This window comes from Acetobacter indonesiensis (assembly GCF_000963945.1).
GTDB classification, from domain to species: domain Bacteria; phylum Pseudomonadota; class Alphaproteobacteria; order Acetobacterales; family Acetobacteraceae; genus Acetobacter; species Acetobacter indonesiensis.
The window spans coordinates 40,235-55,003 of record NZ_BAMW01000009.1; the positions used below are offsets into that span (position 1 = coordinate 40,235).

General features: G+C 57.1%; 13 protein-coding genes. 4 read left to right on the forward strand and 9 right to left on the reverse strand.

Going from position 1 to position 14,769, the window contains the following annotated elements; all coding sequences use genetic code 11:
• Positions 1 to 40: 40 nt before the first annotated feature.
• From Abin_RS04120 to Abin_RS04130, 3 genes are all read right to left on the reverse strand, one after another.
• Entirely contained in the window at positions 41 to 1,678 is a 1,638-nt protein-coding gene (locus Abin_RS04120; RefSeq protein ID WP_048845095.1) for a bifunctional aspartate transaminase/aspartate 4-decarboxylase, read from the reverse strand.
• A 122-nt stretch (positions 1,679 to 1,800) separates the two neighbouring features.
• A complete protein-coding gene (locus tag Abin_RS04125; RefSeq protein WP_048845096.1) occupies positions 1,801 to 2,748 on the reverse strand; it encodes a DMT family transporter in 948 nt (315 codons plus the stop codon).
• 164 nt (positions 2,749 to 2,912) lie between these two features.
• Positions 2,913 to 4,064: an AI-2E family transporter gene (locus Abin_RS04130; protein ID WP_084593451.1), complete on the reverse strand. Its 1,152-nt coding sequence runs from the start codon at positions 4,062 to 4,064 to the stop codon at positions 2,913 to 2,915.
• A gap of 380 nt (positions 4,065 to 4,444) precedes the next feature.
• Here Abin_RS04130 and Abin_RS04135 point away from each other — a divergent pair, with 380 nt between their 5' ends.
• Entirely contained in the window at positions 4,445 to 5,155 is a 711-nt protein-coding gene (locus tag Abin_RS04135) for a TetR/AcrR family transcriptional regulator (protein ID WP_179192693.1), read from the forward strand.
• A 273-nt stretch (positions 5,156 to 5,428) separates the two neighbouring features.
• On the opposite strand, the gene Abin_RS04140 is transcribed toward Abin_RS04135, so the two are convergent.
• Together Abin_RS04140 and msrB are read right to left on the reverse strand one after the other, a co-directional pair.
• Positions 5,429 to 5,815 carry a DUF4112 domain-containing protein gene (locus Abin_RS04140; RefSeq protein ID WP_048845129.1) on the reverse strand — a complete coding sequence of 129 codons (387 nt, stop codon included), beginning with the start codon at positions 5,813 to 5,815 and terminating at the stop codon, positions 5,429 to 5,431.
• Positions 5,816 to 5,874: 59 nt separating this feature from the next.
• Positions 5,875 to 6,276, reverse strand: coding sequence for a peptide-methionine (R)-S-oxide reductase MsrB (gene msrB, locus Abin_RS04145; protein ID WP_048845098.1), 402 nt, complete (start codon positions 6,274 to 6,276; stop codon positions 5,875 to 5,877).
• 127 nt (positions 6,277 to 6,403) lie between these two features.
• On the opposite strand from msrB, the gene Abin_RS04150 reads away from it, so the two are divergent.
• Positions 6,404 to 7,873, forward strand: coding sequence for a cryptochrome/photolyase family protein (locus Abin_RS04150; protein WP_048845099.1), 1,470 nt, complete (start codon positions 6,404 to 6,406; stop codon positions 7,871 to 7,873).
• A gap of 37 nt (positions 7,874 to 7,910) precedes the next feature.
• Here Abin_RS04150 and Abin_RS04155 read toward each other — a convergent pair whose 3' ends face one another.
• The 3 genes from Abin_RS04155 to Abin_RS04165 form a co-directional block, all read right to left on the reverse strand.
• The gene (locus tag Abin_RS04155; RefSeq protein WP_048845100.1) at positions 7,911 to 8,660 is read right to left on the reverse strand and encodes a helix-turn-helix transcriptional regulator; all 750 of its coding nucleotides are present in this window, start codon (positions 8,658 to 8,660) and stop codon (positions 7,911 to 7,913) included.
• A 72-nt stretch (positions 8,661 to 8,732) separates the two neighbouring features.
• A complete protein-coding gene (locus Abin_RS04160; RefSeq protein ID WP_048845101.1) occupies positions 8,733 to 9,314 on the reverse strand; it encodes an acyl-homoserine-lactone synthase in 582 nt (193 codons plus the stop codon).
• A gap of 130 nt (positions 9,315 to 9,444) precedes the next feature.
• Positions 9,445 to 10,422, reverse strand: a complete 978-nt coding sequence (locus tag Abin_RS04165) for a TonB family protein (RefSeq protein WP_146867687.1) — start codon at positions 10,420 to 10,422, stop codon at positions 9,445 to 9,447.
• A 231-nt stretch (positions 10,423 to 10,653) separates the two neighbouring features.
• Here Abin_RS04165 and Abin_RS04170 point away from each other — a divergent pair, with 231 nt between their 5' ends.
• Together Abin_RS04170 and Abin_RS04175 are read left to right on the forward strand one after the other, a co-directional pair.
• Positions 10,654 to 11,142, forward strand: a complete 489-nt coding sequence (locus Abin_RS04170; protein WP_048845103.1) for a DUF2946 family protein — start codon at positions 10,654 to 10,656, stop codon at positions 11,140 to 11,142.
• A gap of 79 nt (positions 11,143 to 11,221) precedes the next feature.
• Positions 11,222 to 13,528 carry a TonB-dependent receptor gene (locus Abin_RS04175; RefSeq protein WP_048845104.1) on the forward strand — a complete coding sequence of 769 codons (2,307 nt, stop codon included), beginning with the start codon at positions 11,222 to 11,224 and terminating at the stop codon, positions 13,526 to 13,528.
• Between the two features lie 61 nt (positions 13,529 to 13,589).
• On the opposite strand, the gene Abin_RS04180 is transcribed toward Abin_RS04175, so the two are convergent.
• Positions 13,590 to 14,768 carry an autotransporter strand-loop-strand O-heptosyltransferase gene (locus tag Abin_RS04180; protein ID WP_048845105.1) on the reverse strand — a complete coding sequence of 393 codons (1,179 nt, stop codon included), beginning with the start codon at positions 14,766 to 14,768 and terminating at the stop codon, positions 13,590 to 13,592.
• Position 14,769 lies beyond the last annotated feature (1 nt).

Sequence of the window (14,769 nt, forward strand, 5' to 3'; positions counted from 1 at the left end):
AAAACGGTAGCTTTCGGGCTACCGTTTTTTTATGCCGCTTTTATTCGGCGGGTGGCGTGGAAGGGGCAGGCCCTTTTTCAGGCACCTCCAACCCTTTTTCCTGTTTGTAGCGATCATAATATTCGTCGGCCATGCGACGCAGCGCTGTGCCGATGCTGGCATATTGGTACTCGTTCAGATTGGCCAAAGAAGCCCGTGCTGAAGGCCGCCGCACGGCAAAACCAACACCCGGCAACAAGACCACGCCTGTTTCCTCGGCAATACGGAACAGGATTGTCTGGTAATCTACCCGCGTTATCAGCCAGCGGGCAAAACGGGTGCCATAAAGCTGGGTTGCCACCTTTGCCAGATCAATCAGGGTATAATAATGGGTGCTCCCCTGATCATCCGGCGCGGAAACGCCGAGGTCACGATACAGAGCCAACTCCCGACGGTGTAACAGATTTTTCAAAGCCGCTTTATACGCATCCCGCCCGTCCATAAGTGCAAAGAGCGAAAACAGGACCATCTGCACCTGCTGTGGGGTAGACAACCCGGCAGTGTGGTTCAGCGCTACGGTGCGGCTGTCAGCCACCAGTCGGTCAATAAATTTCAGGCCGCGCACATCCGGGGTAAGAGACGCATAGCGTTTATCCAGCGCCAGTTTGTCTTCTTCTGGCAGGTTGGCCAGTGCCGCATCCAGCACGTTCTGCGTATGTGTAGCCACAACGCCCAGCCGCCAGCCCGTCGAACCAAAATACTTTGAAAAGGAGTAAACCAGCACCGTGTTATAGGGGCATATGCTGTATAGCGAACGGAAATTATCCGCAAAGGTGCCATACACATCATCTGTGACAATAATCAGATCTGGTCTTTTCGTTTTAACAATTTCTGCAATGCGGGCCAGCCCGGCATCGTTAATTTTAACAGAAGGCGGGTTGCTGGGGTTAACCACCAGAAACACCTTCACGGCAGGGTCAAGCAATTTATCAAGTTCAGACTCAGGATACTGCCAACCACATTCGGGGGCTGCGTTAATGGCAACTTCCTGCAACTGGTAGTCTCGCAGTTCAGGTATTTCAACATACGGGGTGAAAACCGGCATACCAATGGCTGCCTTATCCCCCGGTTTAATCAGCCCGTTTTCACGCAATGATGCAAAAATATAGCTGATAGCAGCCGTGCCGCCTTCCAGTGCAAACAGATCAGTAGTGACCTCGGGCATGGTGCCACCCGCCATTTCCCGAATAAGGTAATGACGCACGATTTTTTCTGCATATTTCAGCATACGCGGTGGTGTCGGGTAATCGCATCCCAGAATACCAGCCGTAACTTCCTGCAAAAAACCGTCCGCGGAAAGACCAAGCTGATCACGCACATAAGATAAGGCACGCCGCAGAAACGCGACACCCGGCTGGTCTTTATGGGCGGCAACAAACGCGTTGAAACGGTCTTCAATCCCATCACGCCGGGGCAGACCGCCTATCCCTTCAGCCATGTAGGAAAAAGAAAGTTCAGATTCTGCCGCGGCAAACAGGCCAAGTTGGAAAAAACCCTGCCGGGGGGTTGTAGCCAGAAAATTGGGGTTTCCACGCCCGGCATCCAGCATGGCGCGCTGGGCACGGCCTGACGCCAGCTTGATCAGCTGATCCTTGAGTTCAAAAGGGCTGAGGTGGCGAAATTTCTCATAATCTGACACGGTCGATGGCCTCTTTCTGAACCGGGGCTAAGCCCGCAGACTATACTGACCTCCAGCCCGGAAACAGCCATCACAAAATTGAGCCCTGTCATGCAGCCGAAAAAATGACTTGGCCGGAACCGTTACTGCCCGGACACTTTGCTGCGCCCGCGTGCCCGTCGCATCATCTGCTGCAACCAGCTATGCCCGCTGACCAGCACAACCCCTGCCAGCACACAGGCGGCACCTTCCAAAAAACCCGGCTCCATCGGTTCATGCAGCAGAACCGCGCCCAGAATAACGCCAAAAATAGGGGTCATGAACGACAGCACACTGATGCGCGATGCAAGATAATGTCGCAGCAGCCAGAACCAAGCCAGAAACGCCACAAAAGAAATAATGACGGTCTGAAAAATTAGGCTGCCCCATAATCTGGGTGTCAGCGCAAAATCGGTCTGATGCAACACAATGGCACTGCCCAGCAGCAGAACAAACGCGGCACTCAACTGATAGAGCAACGTCTGTTTGGCAGGCACGCGCGCCAGAGACGATGTGCGGATTACAACGGTTGTCATTCCCCAGGATGCCCCGGCCAGCAGGGCCAGAAAATCACCTAACGGCTGGTTGGCCTGCGCATTCGGGGCGGACAGGTCATGCCCAAAAAATGCCAGTGCGATACCGCAAAACGCCAGAACAATTCCGGCCCATTGCAGCGGGGCCATCCGTTCGGACTGCTCGCGCCAGTGCAGCCCAAGTGCTGCAAAAATAGGGGACGTGTATAAAAATACCGTCGCGCGGGACGCCGATGTATAATGCAGGGATTCACCCGCCAACAAATATTCCAGAGAAAACAGGGCCCCTGCCAGCAGCCCCGGCTTCCATGCGCCCTCCGCCCCCGCCAGTTTTTCCCTGCCCATTAGCATGTAGAGCCAGACCAGCAGCGCTGCGCCGCCAGAGCGCAGCGAAACCTGCAAAATGGGGGCCATATCGGCAGAGGTGGCCTTCAACACAATCTGTTGCAAACCAAAACACAGGCACAGGACAACCATCAGGCTGACGGCCTGCGTATCAAGCGGTTTGCGGGGTTCCATGGCGGGCGTGTTTCCTTCAGCGCGATTGCGCGCCCCCTATGCCATGACACGGACCGGGGAAACCAGCGGAAACAGCATACCCAAACTAGCGTGGCTGAAAAATAAATCTACCCAAGCAATTTAACGCCGGCAAGCAATGCTTACGCACCCTGTGGGGGCTGTGTTTACACTTCATCCTGCGGTTTAACAGGCTTGGAAAGCTGGGTTGCGACCGCCAGCAGAACGGCGGTTATGGGAGACGCAAAAATAAACCCCCATACACCCAGAAAGGCTCCAAAAATGGTTTGCGATAATATGGTCAACGCCGGTGGCATGCTGACAGCCCGTTTCTGAATGAAGGGAGACATGACGTAGCCCTCAAACGTCTGGATAACAGCATAAAGCCCCAACACCATGACAGCCTGCTTCGTGCCCACTGAAAGCCCGATCAGCAGGGCTGGCGCGGCCCCCAGAAAGGCCCCCAGATACGGAATAAAGTTGGCGGTGCCTGCCACAAGCCCAAGTGGCAACGCCAGTGGCATGCCTATGGCCCACAGCCCCCACCATGTCAGAAAGCCAACCACGGTCATATCCAGCATTTGACCAGCCACCCATGCCCCCAGCGTGTGCGCAATGGTAAGCAGCAGCTTGCGCCCCAGTGGGCGATGCGGCTCTGGCACCAGGCGCAGCAGGCCATTGGCATACAACCGGGGCGATACGGCAAAATAGATACCGGCAATAACAATCACAATCATGGTGCCAACTGACCCGAAGGTAGAGGTCAGCACGTTGGTCATGGAGCCAGTAAAATCCGCCCCGACAGCATGGCCGGGAGTACCAATCTGGTTGCCCCCCATGGATTGGGGAATGTGATCCATTACAAAATGACCAAAAGCATCAGTATTCAGGGTATCCCGCAAGGTGCGGATCTGAACCTCAAGCGCAGAGCGCAGATGCCCCGCCTGCACCATGATCTCCGGCCCGAAAATGCGCACCAGCGCCGTTATCGCAACACCCAGTGCCGAGACCAGCACCAGAACCGAAGCCCATTGCGGCAGGCGCAGCAGACGCGCAATGCCCTGCGCCGCCCCGTGCAGCACAACAGCCACCAGTGCCGAGGCGCAGACCACCATCAACACCGGCCCCCCCGTGCTGACCAGCAGCGAAACCACCGCAAGCGCCACAACCAGACACGCCAGCCGGTAAAAACGACCCAGCGTGTGCTCCAGCGCAAGAATGGCCTGAACCGCAGGCTGCGTACCGTCAGCAGACGCGGGTTTGGCCTCTGCCGTGTGGGAAGGCTGACCTTTCGGGGGTGGGTAGTCTGGGTCGGCCATTTTCTGCGTGCGCTCCTGCCAGCATGGGCCATGCCGAAAGCAGAATGCCGCAAGGCTGGAACCCGGACTGACTGTGCACGTCTTTATTTTCAGGCACCAGAAGTCTGGTGGCTCACATCATCGGGAAGCAGGGGGATGTTGGCCACATACCCTGCCAGACTGCGGGGTGTCGCCGGTTTCAGAGCAGCCATTCATGAACAGCTTTCACTACGGATATTGTGTTTCTACATAAATAACGTAAGACAGACCTATTAAGGGTTATATTGCAGCCAACCATCTGAAGACAGATTAGCGGCTGGCCGTTTTTTGGTCTGTGCCTAGACCTGCCACGACCTGACCATTTTTTTTCGAGATCATGCCTAATGACCAAGTTTGAGAGGATGACCAGCCACCTGGATATGGCGAACCCCTGCCTGGAGGGGAAAAAACGCCGGTGTGGTCGCCCTACCCCGCATGATACCGAACAACTTGACCTTTATTTGCTGGAGGTCGCTGCCGGGCTGTTTGTGCAGCATGGCTATGCTGGCACGTCTGTTGACCAGATTGCCCGCAAGGCATCTGCCAGCAAACAGACCCTGTACCGGCGATATTCATCCAAGGAAGATCTGTTCAAAGCAGTCATTACCAATCTGACGGCGTCTGTCTTGCGCACTATGAACGAGACGCCGCTGAAGGACCCTCTGGCCGAACTTGAACACGTCATGCGCCTGCTGCTTGACCTGACGCTTCAGCCCGATGCGCTTGGCACCTATCGGATTCTGATTTCAGACGCTTACCGCTACCCCAGCCTGATGGAACACGCGACCAACACTATTGGTGAGCCCATTCACCGCAGCGTGGTGCGCCTGCTAATGGCGGCCGAGGCTATGGGCCAGATTGAACCGGGTCATGCGGATAGCACGACCGCCAATCTGTTGGCGGGCCTGATTACGGGCTGGCCGCTGGAAGATGCGTTGTTCGGCCAAAAACCCTTGGCCTGCTGTCAGGAACGGCGCGATTTTTTTGACCGGGGTTGGGCATTGTTTCTCCGCGGCATTGGCGCACGGCAAACGCATCAGACCATCCCCTACGCGGTAGCTGGCGGTCGATAACGCAGTCTGTCAGCCGCCAGTTTGGCGCGATGCATCCCCCCTGACGGGTGGGCAGATACTGCGCCGTGCCTAGGCCGATCGAGAGGCTGATCTGGTCAGTCTATGGGCACGGCAACATTGGGTAGCAGCGGATAGCCTGACTACCAACCAAATGCTCCTCCCCATAAAGCGCCACGCATGAAAACAGCCACCCCTTTTCAGGGTGGCTGATTATAAGACCGCAGGTAAAGGAATGCTGGCAGGGACGGCAGGGACCGCTGCCCTGCCCGATCGTCAGACTTTCCGCCCGAGCGCCTGTTCCATCAATGCGACATTACGCAGATTGGCCTTGAATGCGGCGTCAAAAATGTCGCCTGCCACCGGCACGGCATCAACTGCGGTTTCAAGCAGAATATTGGCCACCATTCGCGCCAGAACGGAGGGAGGCAAGCGCATCTGCCACCCTTCCCAGACGATATAGAGCGACACCGCACCCATAATCAGGCTGCCGCCAACAGGGATCAGCCCCACCAGCGCGTCAATGCCCAGCCGGAAGCGGGTACCCGGCAGGCGAAAAGCCGCATCAAGCACCCATGCCAACCGCTGAACGCGGCGCAGGCGTTGTGCTGTATCGACCGAGGAAGCAAAGCCGTTTCCGGCAGCAGCATGAGCGTATGTCATGCTCATGAGATGGGAGGCCGGTTTTCTGACGTCAAGACCTCGCGCCCCGACCCTAATGGTCAGAGCGTTTCGGCTGGGTGAAAATCAAGGGCCAGCCCGTTCATGCAGTAGCGCTCACCCGTGGGTGGGGGGCCGTCGGGGAACACATGCCCCAGATGCCCCTTGCAGTTGGCGCAATGGACCTCGGTGCGGATCATGCCGTGGCTGATGTCACGCGTGGTTTCCACCCCGCCTTCAACAGGTGCGAAAAACGACGGCCAGCCACTTCCGCTTTCGTATTTGGTGTCGGACGAAAACAGCACGCTGCCACACCCGGCACAATGATAAATGCCATCACGTTTTTCATCATTCAGCGGGCTTGACCCGGGGCGTTCTGTTCCATGGTCGCGCAGAACGCGTTCCTGCTCGGGCGTCAGCGGCGCACGCGGGCCGCAGCCGGTGGGTGTGCAACTTTCTACCATGACATATTCCTTCCAATCAGGCTCTGCCGAGTGGCACACAACGCCTGCGCAAAACAAAAAGTTGCGTCATACCCCATGCCGCACCTGGGTTGTTGCCACGTTCCCGGCACGCAGGCAGTGTAGAAGCATGACAGCCCAGAAACAACCGACCAGCCCCGCCCCCGTCCTTGTTCTGTTCCGTGATGACTTTCGTCTGACGGATAATCCGGCCCTGCATGCCGCCTGCGCCAGTGGGCAGCCTGTTGTCTGCGCGTATGTGCATGACCCGGCAACGTACAAACAGGGCGTCATTGGCTGGTGGCTGGCGCAAGCCCGCGCTGCGTTGCATGATGCGTTAACAGAAAAAGGCGGCCACCTGTTACAGATTGGTGGGGATGCAGTAGATATCGTACCCGCACTTGTTAAACATCTTGGTATAAAATCAGTTTTCTGGAACAGACGTTACGACCCCGTGGGCAAGGCGCAGGATACCACGCTGAAAACAACGCTGGAATCCCTGCATGTTGACGTCCAGTCTCTGGCTGTGCGGCTGCTACATGAACCCTGGACCATCCGCACCGGCGCAGGCCAGCCTTATCGGGTGTTTACGGCATGGTGGCGTGCCGCGCAAAACATGGGGGAGCCGGGGCGCTGCCTGCCCGCACCCCAGACTATAGAGTTTCATAATTATTCTGATAATTTAGAAAAACTACTGAAAGCACAGGCTATTCCACCCGCACGGCTACCAGACGGCGCAACAGCCGCCGAACAGGACTGGCCGTGCAGCGAAGAAGACGCACAGGAATTTCTGCATGATTTTGTAGAAAACAACCTTGCCCACTACGCCGATGAACGGAACCGGCCGGACAAAGACACCACATCCCGCCTTTCCCCTTATCTACGGGCCGGGCTGTTATCTGCCCGGCAGGTCTGGCACGCAGTCAGGGCTGCGCCGCAGAAGACGGTCAGTGCAGAAAATGCGCAAACATTTCTGGCTGAATTGGGATGGCGTGATTTTGCCTGGATGCAGCTTTTTTACGAACCTGACCTAGCCACACGCAATCTGCGCCCGGAATTTGACCACCTGCCCTGGCACCATGCGCCTGACCTGCTGGAGGCGTGGAAAATGGGCCGGACGGGTTATCCGTTGGTTGATGCTGGCATGCGTCAACTTTACACAACAGGGTGGATGCATAACCGGGTTCGGATGGTTGTGGCGTCCTTTCTGACCAAACATCTGTTGACCGATTGGCGCGAAGGCGAACGCTGGTTTCATGACCGTCTGGTGGATGCTGACCCTGCCCAGAATGCCATGAACTGGCAATGGTGCGCGGGCACAGGCATTGATGCCTCGCCATGGTTCCGTATTTTTAACCCCGTGGGGCAATCTGAAAAATTTGATCCCTCCGGCGCGTATATTCGCACATGGGTGCCTGAATTACGGCTGTTACCAGACAAACTGATCCATACCCCATGGAAAGCAGATGCCGCCTTATGCCGCCAGATTGGCTTCACACCGGGCAAAAGTTACCCTGCCCCCCTTGTTGATCTGAAGCAGGCCCGCGCCATTGCGCTTGAAAGCTGGAAAAACCTGCCAGACCGAAAACAGGCAGATTAAACGGGAAAGATCATAGTGTGTGCTTGGGTCAGCCGGATTAAATCAGGCCCAGCGCCCGCGCTTTTTCAATGGCGGCAGACGTATCTGCCACAAAAAGCTTATGACGGGCCAAGCGAATATACAAACGCACAACCGATTCCGGTAGTTTCAGCTTTTGCGCTATGACAGGGCCGGGAAGACCATCCGCCGCCAGCTTGAGCGATGCCAGTTCAGCCTGTGACAAATGCTGATGTTCCGCCTTCATCAATCCTGTCAGCCGCATGTAGGCTTCATGCACATACACACCTAGCACCTGATATTCGCGCAGGTAATCAATCCGTATCGGGCCGGAAAATGCCTTTGCATATTCACTGGTAATGGTGAACAGGGCTTTCGCACCCCCCAGCCCCCTGACCGGCATGCTCAGACCGGTTGCACCCAAATTGAAATCTGTCGCTTCCTTGAACAGTTTTTTCTGATCATCGCCATCAATGCTCAACTCTCCCCAGTCAAACGGAACCAGACTGGTCTCTGCACGCCGAATAACCGGGTCGTAATGCACATAGCCCTTGGCAATGTAATGCGTCACCCATTCGTCAGCATAGGTTGTCAGGCCACGTGGGGTCTCTGACGCGCCATCAGGCTGCTGGCCCAGATAATGATAAACAATGTTCTGTACGCCTGTTTTGTGTGGGATATCTGCGACAATAGCCTGCAACTCGGCCAGCGACGTTGCTTCCGTTATCCGGGTTATCAGGGCCTGCATGGTGGCAGGCGCAATCAGGAAAGAGGGGGGTTTAGGCTTCAAAAGCGGACTCTGTTATAACGCGTTCAGGACGGTTAGATGAGGCTCCTCCCCCGGAAAAGCAAGGGTTTTAGGCTACACACCAAGTAATTGCAGCTCTGCAATATGACGGAGGGTCAGGGGCGTGACATCCCAAACGCCAACCAGCAGCTCACCAGTGTCCCCATCGGTGGCAATGGTGCTGGGTTCCCACCCAAGCCTGCGCGCAATGCGAAACAGCCCGGTATCATAAACCCCCACAATCTGCCGTATGCCGCTTTCAAGCGCACGACGGCAGACTGCTTTTGTAACGTCAGCCGCGGCATAACGGCCACTTGGCGTTGTGGTATCAACCGAACTACAGAACAGAGAATATTCCCATACATCCGGGCTTGTAATATCCGGGCAGTTTGTAAAAACATCCCTGAAATTATGGCGCAGTACCGTATCACCTGTTGTGGGCATGATACGCATGGACGCCATGTGCCGCCCCGCTTCATCCATCGAAACAAAATAGACTGGGTTGCATGTGTGGTCTAACACATCTTCCCCTGCGGGATACCGCATATGCGCGGCCCATTCTGGCCTGTCCTGACAAACAGCCGCGCGCGCATTCAGCATTTCAGCATAAGCTTTTGAAAACGCGTGCCGCTGCACATATGAGAATTGATAGAGCATGATGCGTCTCAACGTGGTGATCAGGTGCGGGTTTCTTCACCCTATCGTCACCTTGACCCCTGCTCTCTTAACAATTCCGACACCGGGTTTTCCCTGTTCTGTCGGTTCTTCACCACCGCCCCGGCCCACATTACTGAATATGAAACCCTACCGGAATGCGCCCCACCATAGCCCCCTGTGCAGGTGCCGCGCATTTCAACCCACGGGCTGCGGTTAAAGCTTGTGCGTCCAGATCATCATACCCCGTGCTTTGCACAAGGCGTGTGGTTGTTACCGCGCCGGTTGCATTCAGCCCTATTTCCACCACGGCCTCGCCTTCCTCATGCAAATGACGGGCCATAGGCGGATAATGGGTCTGCGGTGGTGTGCAGGTCAGTGTTGTGACCCCGGCCCCTTGCGCCTTGTGCGCGACAGACGGAGCCGGGGCATCCGCCGCCGTGACCGATGAGTGCGCGGCAGGTTCTGCTGGTGAAGGCGGGCGTTGCGATTGCACTGTGGGCGTTGCTGGCGGTTGGTTGCTCTGCTGCGCCTTGGCTTTAGCAGGCGTCGGGATGGTATGCGCCTTCGCGCGGGGAATGACTGGGGCGGCCACACGATGCGGCACAACCGGCTGTGGCAACGGGTCTGTGGGCAGAGCCTCCGTCACATCAGGCACCACTGGGTCTGGCACTTTGGCCCCGGCATCCTGCAACGGTGCGTCAAGGGACGGGGCCGGATGCACCGGTTGCGCGGAATGAGGAGGCTCGACCGGGGGCGGAGCAGCCTGTTCGGCATGGGGCGTTTCAAACACCATCTGCACGGCGCGCTGACCGGGGGCAGATAGCAGGGTGTGGTGCTGCATGGTCGCAACCAGACACACCGTTACAATCACATGCGCAACCAGCGCCACCATGAACGCAATAGTCCAGAAACGCCGGTGGTCTGCTGCGGTGGTCTGTGCCTCTTTCTTGCCAGACCCGTCCTCCAGCCCGTGTTCGCCCAGTGGGGCTGACAGGTGAACGGGCAGGCTTGCAGGTTCGGGCGACACAAGCCGGTCAGCCGCATACAGCGGCGGTGCAAGCGGCACCCGCTCCTCCCTGTACTGTGTGCGACGTGGCTTGACCGTCACGGTGCTCTTCTTTCCTTGTTGCGGCCCCTGTCTGGCTGCTTTTATCACCCCACACCTTTGCGTGAGGAGTCTTTTGTCTCTGCCCTCATACGCTTAGCCCCTGTCATGGGTAAAACAAAAGCCAGACACGTCTGACGCGCGTTTGACACAAAGCCCGTGGCGGACGAAAAGAGAGACCTAACGGATTTTTGACCCCGCGCCTTCACCCACCAAGGATTTCTGGCCGCCCTGATGTCCCGTTCTGCCCACCCTCTGCACATGCTGCTAAAATGGCCGCTGGTTGTGGTGACACTGGTGGGCTTTCTTGGGCTGCTTGCGCTCCAGAGTTTTTCCCTGCCCGAAGAACTACCGCGGGAGGCGATTGAACGCCTGCTGGGGGTGGATATTGCGGCCTCTGCCGTCAGTCCGCACACGGCGGAGGGTCATACAGCCGCCATGCGGGGTATGGCCGGGCACCACCATCATGCCATGGGCGCGTCGGGCAATGACCATGGCATAAGCCCGACCAAAGCCCCTTATCCGTTGCATCATCACCATCATGATGGTGATGGCTGCCCGCTGTGCCCGCTGTTGTCGCTGCCAGCGGCACTGCCTATGGGCATTGTGCTTGTACCCCCGCCCGTACTGCGTTGGATGCGCCGGGGCAGCCATGCCTCCAACCCGCGTGCGCCGCCTCTTCTTTCACTCGGCCTGCCGCCATCACGCGGGCCACCTGCCTGAACCAGACGTCCCTAAGCCCTTCTCTGGCCTGATGGCCTGACGAAGACGGTTTTACACGCCTTGTTTCAGGATTTTCATGATGATCACGCTCCTTAACCCACGCCGGGTTCCGGCATGGGCGTGGGTTATTGCCACCGCCTGCGTGGCCCCATACACCCCCCATGCGCTCGGCCAGACTGCCAGCCAGACCAGTGCCCCGACCAGCAGCCAGACGTCTGGGCAAACCACTGCACAGACCAGTGCCCCCGGTGGAGTTACCACTCAGGTTGCCAGCGCACAGACTTCCGGCTCCTCCCACCCGGTCAGCAGCCCTGTTGTTACCCTGCCCCGACTGGATATTTCGACCAGCGAGGAAGAAGAAACGTCCCTGTCTGACGCGCCGCTGACAGCGTCCTCGCCCGATGCCAGTTCCCTGCGGATGTCACGCCTTTCAAGCCCGGATGCGTCTTCGCTGTTCCGCAACCAGCCCGGTTTCAGTTCCTATGGTGGTGGCAGATTGGCTAATCTGCCCGTCTTGAACGGTATGGCAGATGATCGTGTGGCGACCATTGTGGACGGTGTGCGCATTGCCCCCGCCTGCCCCAACCACATGAACCCGGCCCTGTCTTACATAGACCCCGACAGCGTAAAAACGGCCACCAGCATTGCAGGGCTAACGCCCGTCAGCACCGGGGGCGACAGCATTGGCGGCACCATAGACGTTGAACGTGCTGACCCACGCTTTGCCCGCAAGGGGAAGATACTGGTAACCGGCCGGGTGCGTGGCACCTATCGCAGCAACGGCGCAGGCTATGGTGCGTCCGGGGCCATGACGGTCGCCAACCATCTGCTGAGTATCCGCTACGAAGCATCTTACGATCAGTCGAGCAATTATCAGGGCGGCGCAGGCATGGGTACCGTCCATTCCACCAGCTACCTGACATATAATCACGCTGTGACAGTGGGCTTGCACAAGGACAACCATCTGCTGTCTGTCACCGTGGGGCAGCAGGACACCCCGCGTGAGGCCTTTGCCAACCAGTATATGGACATGACCAACAACCGCTCCACCTTTGTGAACGGGAAATATACTGGCTCATTCGACTGGGGCGAGCTTGAGGCCCGTGGTTACTGGCAGCGCATTACGCATGCCATGGACATGCTGGCAGACAAAGGGGGCCATTCCGCCACCACCGGTATGCCCATGAACAATGATTCCCGGCTGGCTGGCTATTCCTTGAAAGCAACCATTCCGCTGGCCCCGGCGCATACGCTCAAACTGGGCAGCAGCTTTGACCATGCCGGCCTGAATGACTGGTGGCCCGCCCTGCAGGGCAGCATGATGATGGGGCCGAATACCTATCACAACATCAATAATGGCCACCGTGACAGGCTGGGTCATTACGCTGAATGGGAAGCCCACTGGACGCCCCGTGTCTCGACCCTGCTGGGCTTCCGGAATGACCTGATCATGATGAACACCGGCGATGTGGCCCCGTATTCCTGGACCGGCATGATGAACATGACCGACGCCATGGCCGCCCGCGCCTTCAACGCCCGCAACCGTGGCCGCACGGATGTGAACTTTGATGTTACCGCCATGGCCCGCTGGCAGATGACCGATAGCCTTACGATAGAGGGCGGATATGCCCGGAAGTCACGCGCACCCAATCTGTATGAACGCTATGCGTGGGGGATGGGCAGCATGTCATCCAGCATGATTGGCTGGTTTGGCGATGGTAACGGCTATGTGGGCAACATGGATCTGAAGTCTGAAATTGCCAACACCGCCAGCTTTACCCTCGACTGGCACGACCCCACGGCAGCAGGCCGATGGGGGCTGAAGGTGCAGCCCTATTACAGCTACATCCATAATTACATTAACGTGGTTCAGTTGCGCACGTTCACCAACGGGCACCACCTGCTGCAATTTGCCAACCATAATGCGCAGACCTACGGCATTAACGCATCCGGCCACTATACATTGTGGAACACCCCACGCTTTGGCAAAGGTGAGGTAACCGGTGTGCTGAACTGGGTACGTGGGCAGGATGATGTCACGCATTCCGGCCTGTACCATATGATGCCCCTGAACGGCACCGTGGCCGTGCATGAAACCGTCGGCCCATGGACCGGCCGCGTGGAAATGAACTTCGTCAAACCCAAGGACACGGTGGACTGGCTGCGCGGCGAACCCCGCACTGCCGGGTATGCGCTGCTCAACCTTGGGGGCAGCTATATATGGAAAATGCTGACGCTGGATGCAGGCATCGATAACGTGCTGAACCAGCCGTACTATCTGCCTTTGGGTGGTCTCTCACTGGGGGATACGCGCTATATCGGCACCACCCGCGCCCTGCCGGGCATGGGCCGGTCTTTCAACCTGAGCCTGTCAGCGTCATTTTAGCCCGTTCGGGCAGGTCATTCGTATGGCATGGCCTGCCCTGTTCTTGGCCTACCCTGTTTGACTAGACGGCAGGGGCGCTATTTTTTGCGTTCTGAATGCAGTCTTCCACTACAGAAACGACCTGTTCGGCTGAAATACCAATCGAACATTCGAACTCCCGCGGCGTATCTTTATGCCGTGGGCACCAGAAATAATCACTGACATCAAGCTGGCACCGGATGTCGTTTGAGCAGCTATTGCACAGGTGCCTGTTAATCACACGCCATGGGGTGGAGAATTCGTTCCGCTCGGCAGTGAAACCACTGATCATGACAACGGGCGTTTCCATTGCCCAGGCCAGCCATGACAATCCGCTTGAAAGCCCGACAAAAAAATCGGCATGTTTCAACCACATGGCGCGCTCTGACAACGGCCTGTTACCCGTTTCATCTTCCGCGCCATGGGGCATATAATGCCAGACACGCCCCTGACCCGTGACAGGCTTCTGGTCAATGCAGATAACCCTATAACCACGGTTTTTCAGATACTGGACCAGCCTGATCCATCCATCCGGATTGTTCCAGTATTTACAATGGCTTGAGGCCTGCGTGGCCAGACAGACATATGGCTCGGCAATTGGTCTGACAGAAGGAGGAATAGACAGAGAGGGCCGGCGTTCAATAAGCGGTAGCCCCAGAATATAAGGGGCAGACAGCGCCAGCCCCGCTTCCCTGTAGTCAACCGGGCTGTGATCAAGCCCTTCATCATTATAGAAAACCAGCACTTTGTAGGACGCGTAGAATGGCTCTTCCATTCTGACGTTACCGGGGCGGAATTCTATTTCAGGGTAGCTTTCACGGAACAAGGCCAGCAGATCTGGCCGTATCTGACAAAAAACCCGGCACTGGTGCCTCCTGCGGAAAAATTCGACATGCTCGATCCACGCAAGATGATCACCCAGACCGCCCTGCCCCATTTTAATGGCGACAATCTGGCCCGTCAGATCAAATTCATGCCTGAAAATATGCTCGTCATTTTTCCAGATATCGACAGCAAAGCGCACAAAATACCGCTTACGGGTCTGCACTGTACCGCCTTGCAGCACATGTCGGTAGATAAGTGTTTTGGTGTCCAGATCCCAGATATCAACCCGCCACTGGTCGCCTGCGGGGAAAAAGATTCGGGCGCCATCATTGAAGTCAAATCTTATCCCACACGGGCCTTCCTGCGTGGGGATTGTATCTGGATCATCCGGGTTCATG

Excerpts from the sequence above, each read along its gene's own strand:
- Abin_RS04125 (WP_048845096.1), bottom strand. The coding sequence starts at position 2,748 with ATGGAACCCCGCAAACCGCTTGATACGCAGGCCGTCAGCCTGATGGTT.
- Abin_RS04130 (WP_084593451.1), bottom strand. The coding sequence starts at position 4,064 with ATGGCCGACCCAGACTACCCACCCCCGAAAGGTCAGCCTTCCCACACG.
- Abin_RS04135 (WP_179192693.1), top strand. The coding sequence starts at position 4,445 with ATGACCAGCCACCTGGATATGGCGAACCCCTGCCTGGAGGGGAAAAAA.
- Abin_RS04140 (WP_048845129.1), bottom strand. The coding sequence starts at position 5,815 with ATGACATACGCTCATGCTGCTGCCGGAAACGGCTTTGCTTCCTCGGTC.
- msrB (WP_048845098.1), bottom strand. The coding sequence starts at position 6,276 with ATGGTAGAAAGTTGCACACCCACCGGCTGCGGCCCGCGTGCGCCGCTG.
- Abin_RS04150 (WP_048845099.1), top strand. The coding sequence starts at position 6,404 with ATGACAGCCCAGAAACAACCGACCAGCCCCGCCCCCGTCCTTGTTCTG.
- Abin_RS04160 (WP_048845101.1), bottom strand. The coding sequence starts at position 9,314 with ATGCTCTATCAATTCTCATATGTGCAGCGGCACGCGTTTTCAAAAGCT.
- Abin_RS04170 (WP_048845103.1), top strand. The coding sequence starts at position 10,654 with ATGTCCCGTTCTGCCCACCCTCTGCACATGCTGCTAAAATGGCCGCTG.
- Abin_RS04175 (WP_048845104.1), top strand. The coding sequence starts at position 11,222 with ATGATCACGCTCCTTAACCCACGCCGGGTTCCGGCATGGGCGTGGGTT.
- Abin_RS04180 (WP_048845105.1), bottom strand. The coding sequence starts at position 14,768 with ATGAACCCGGATGATCCAGATACAATCCCCACGCAGGAAGGCCCGTGT.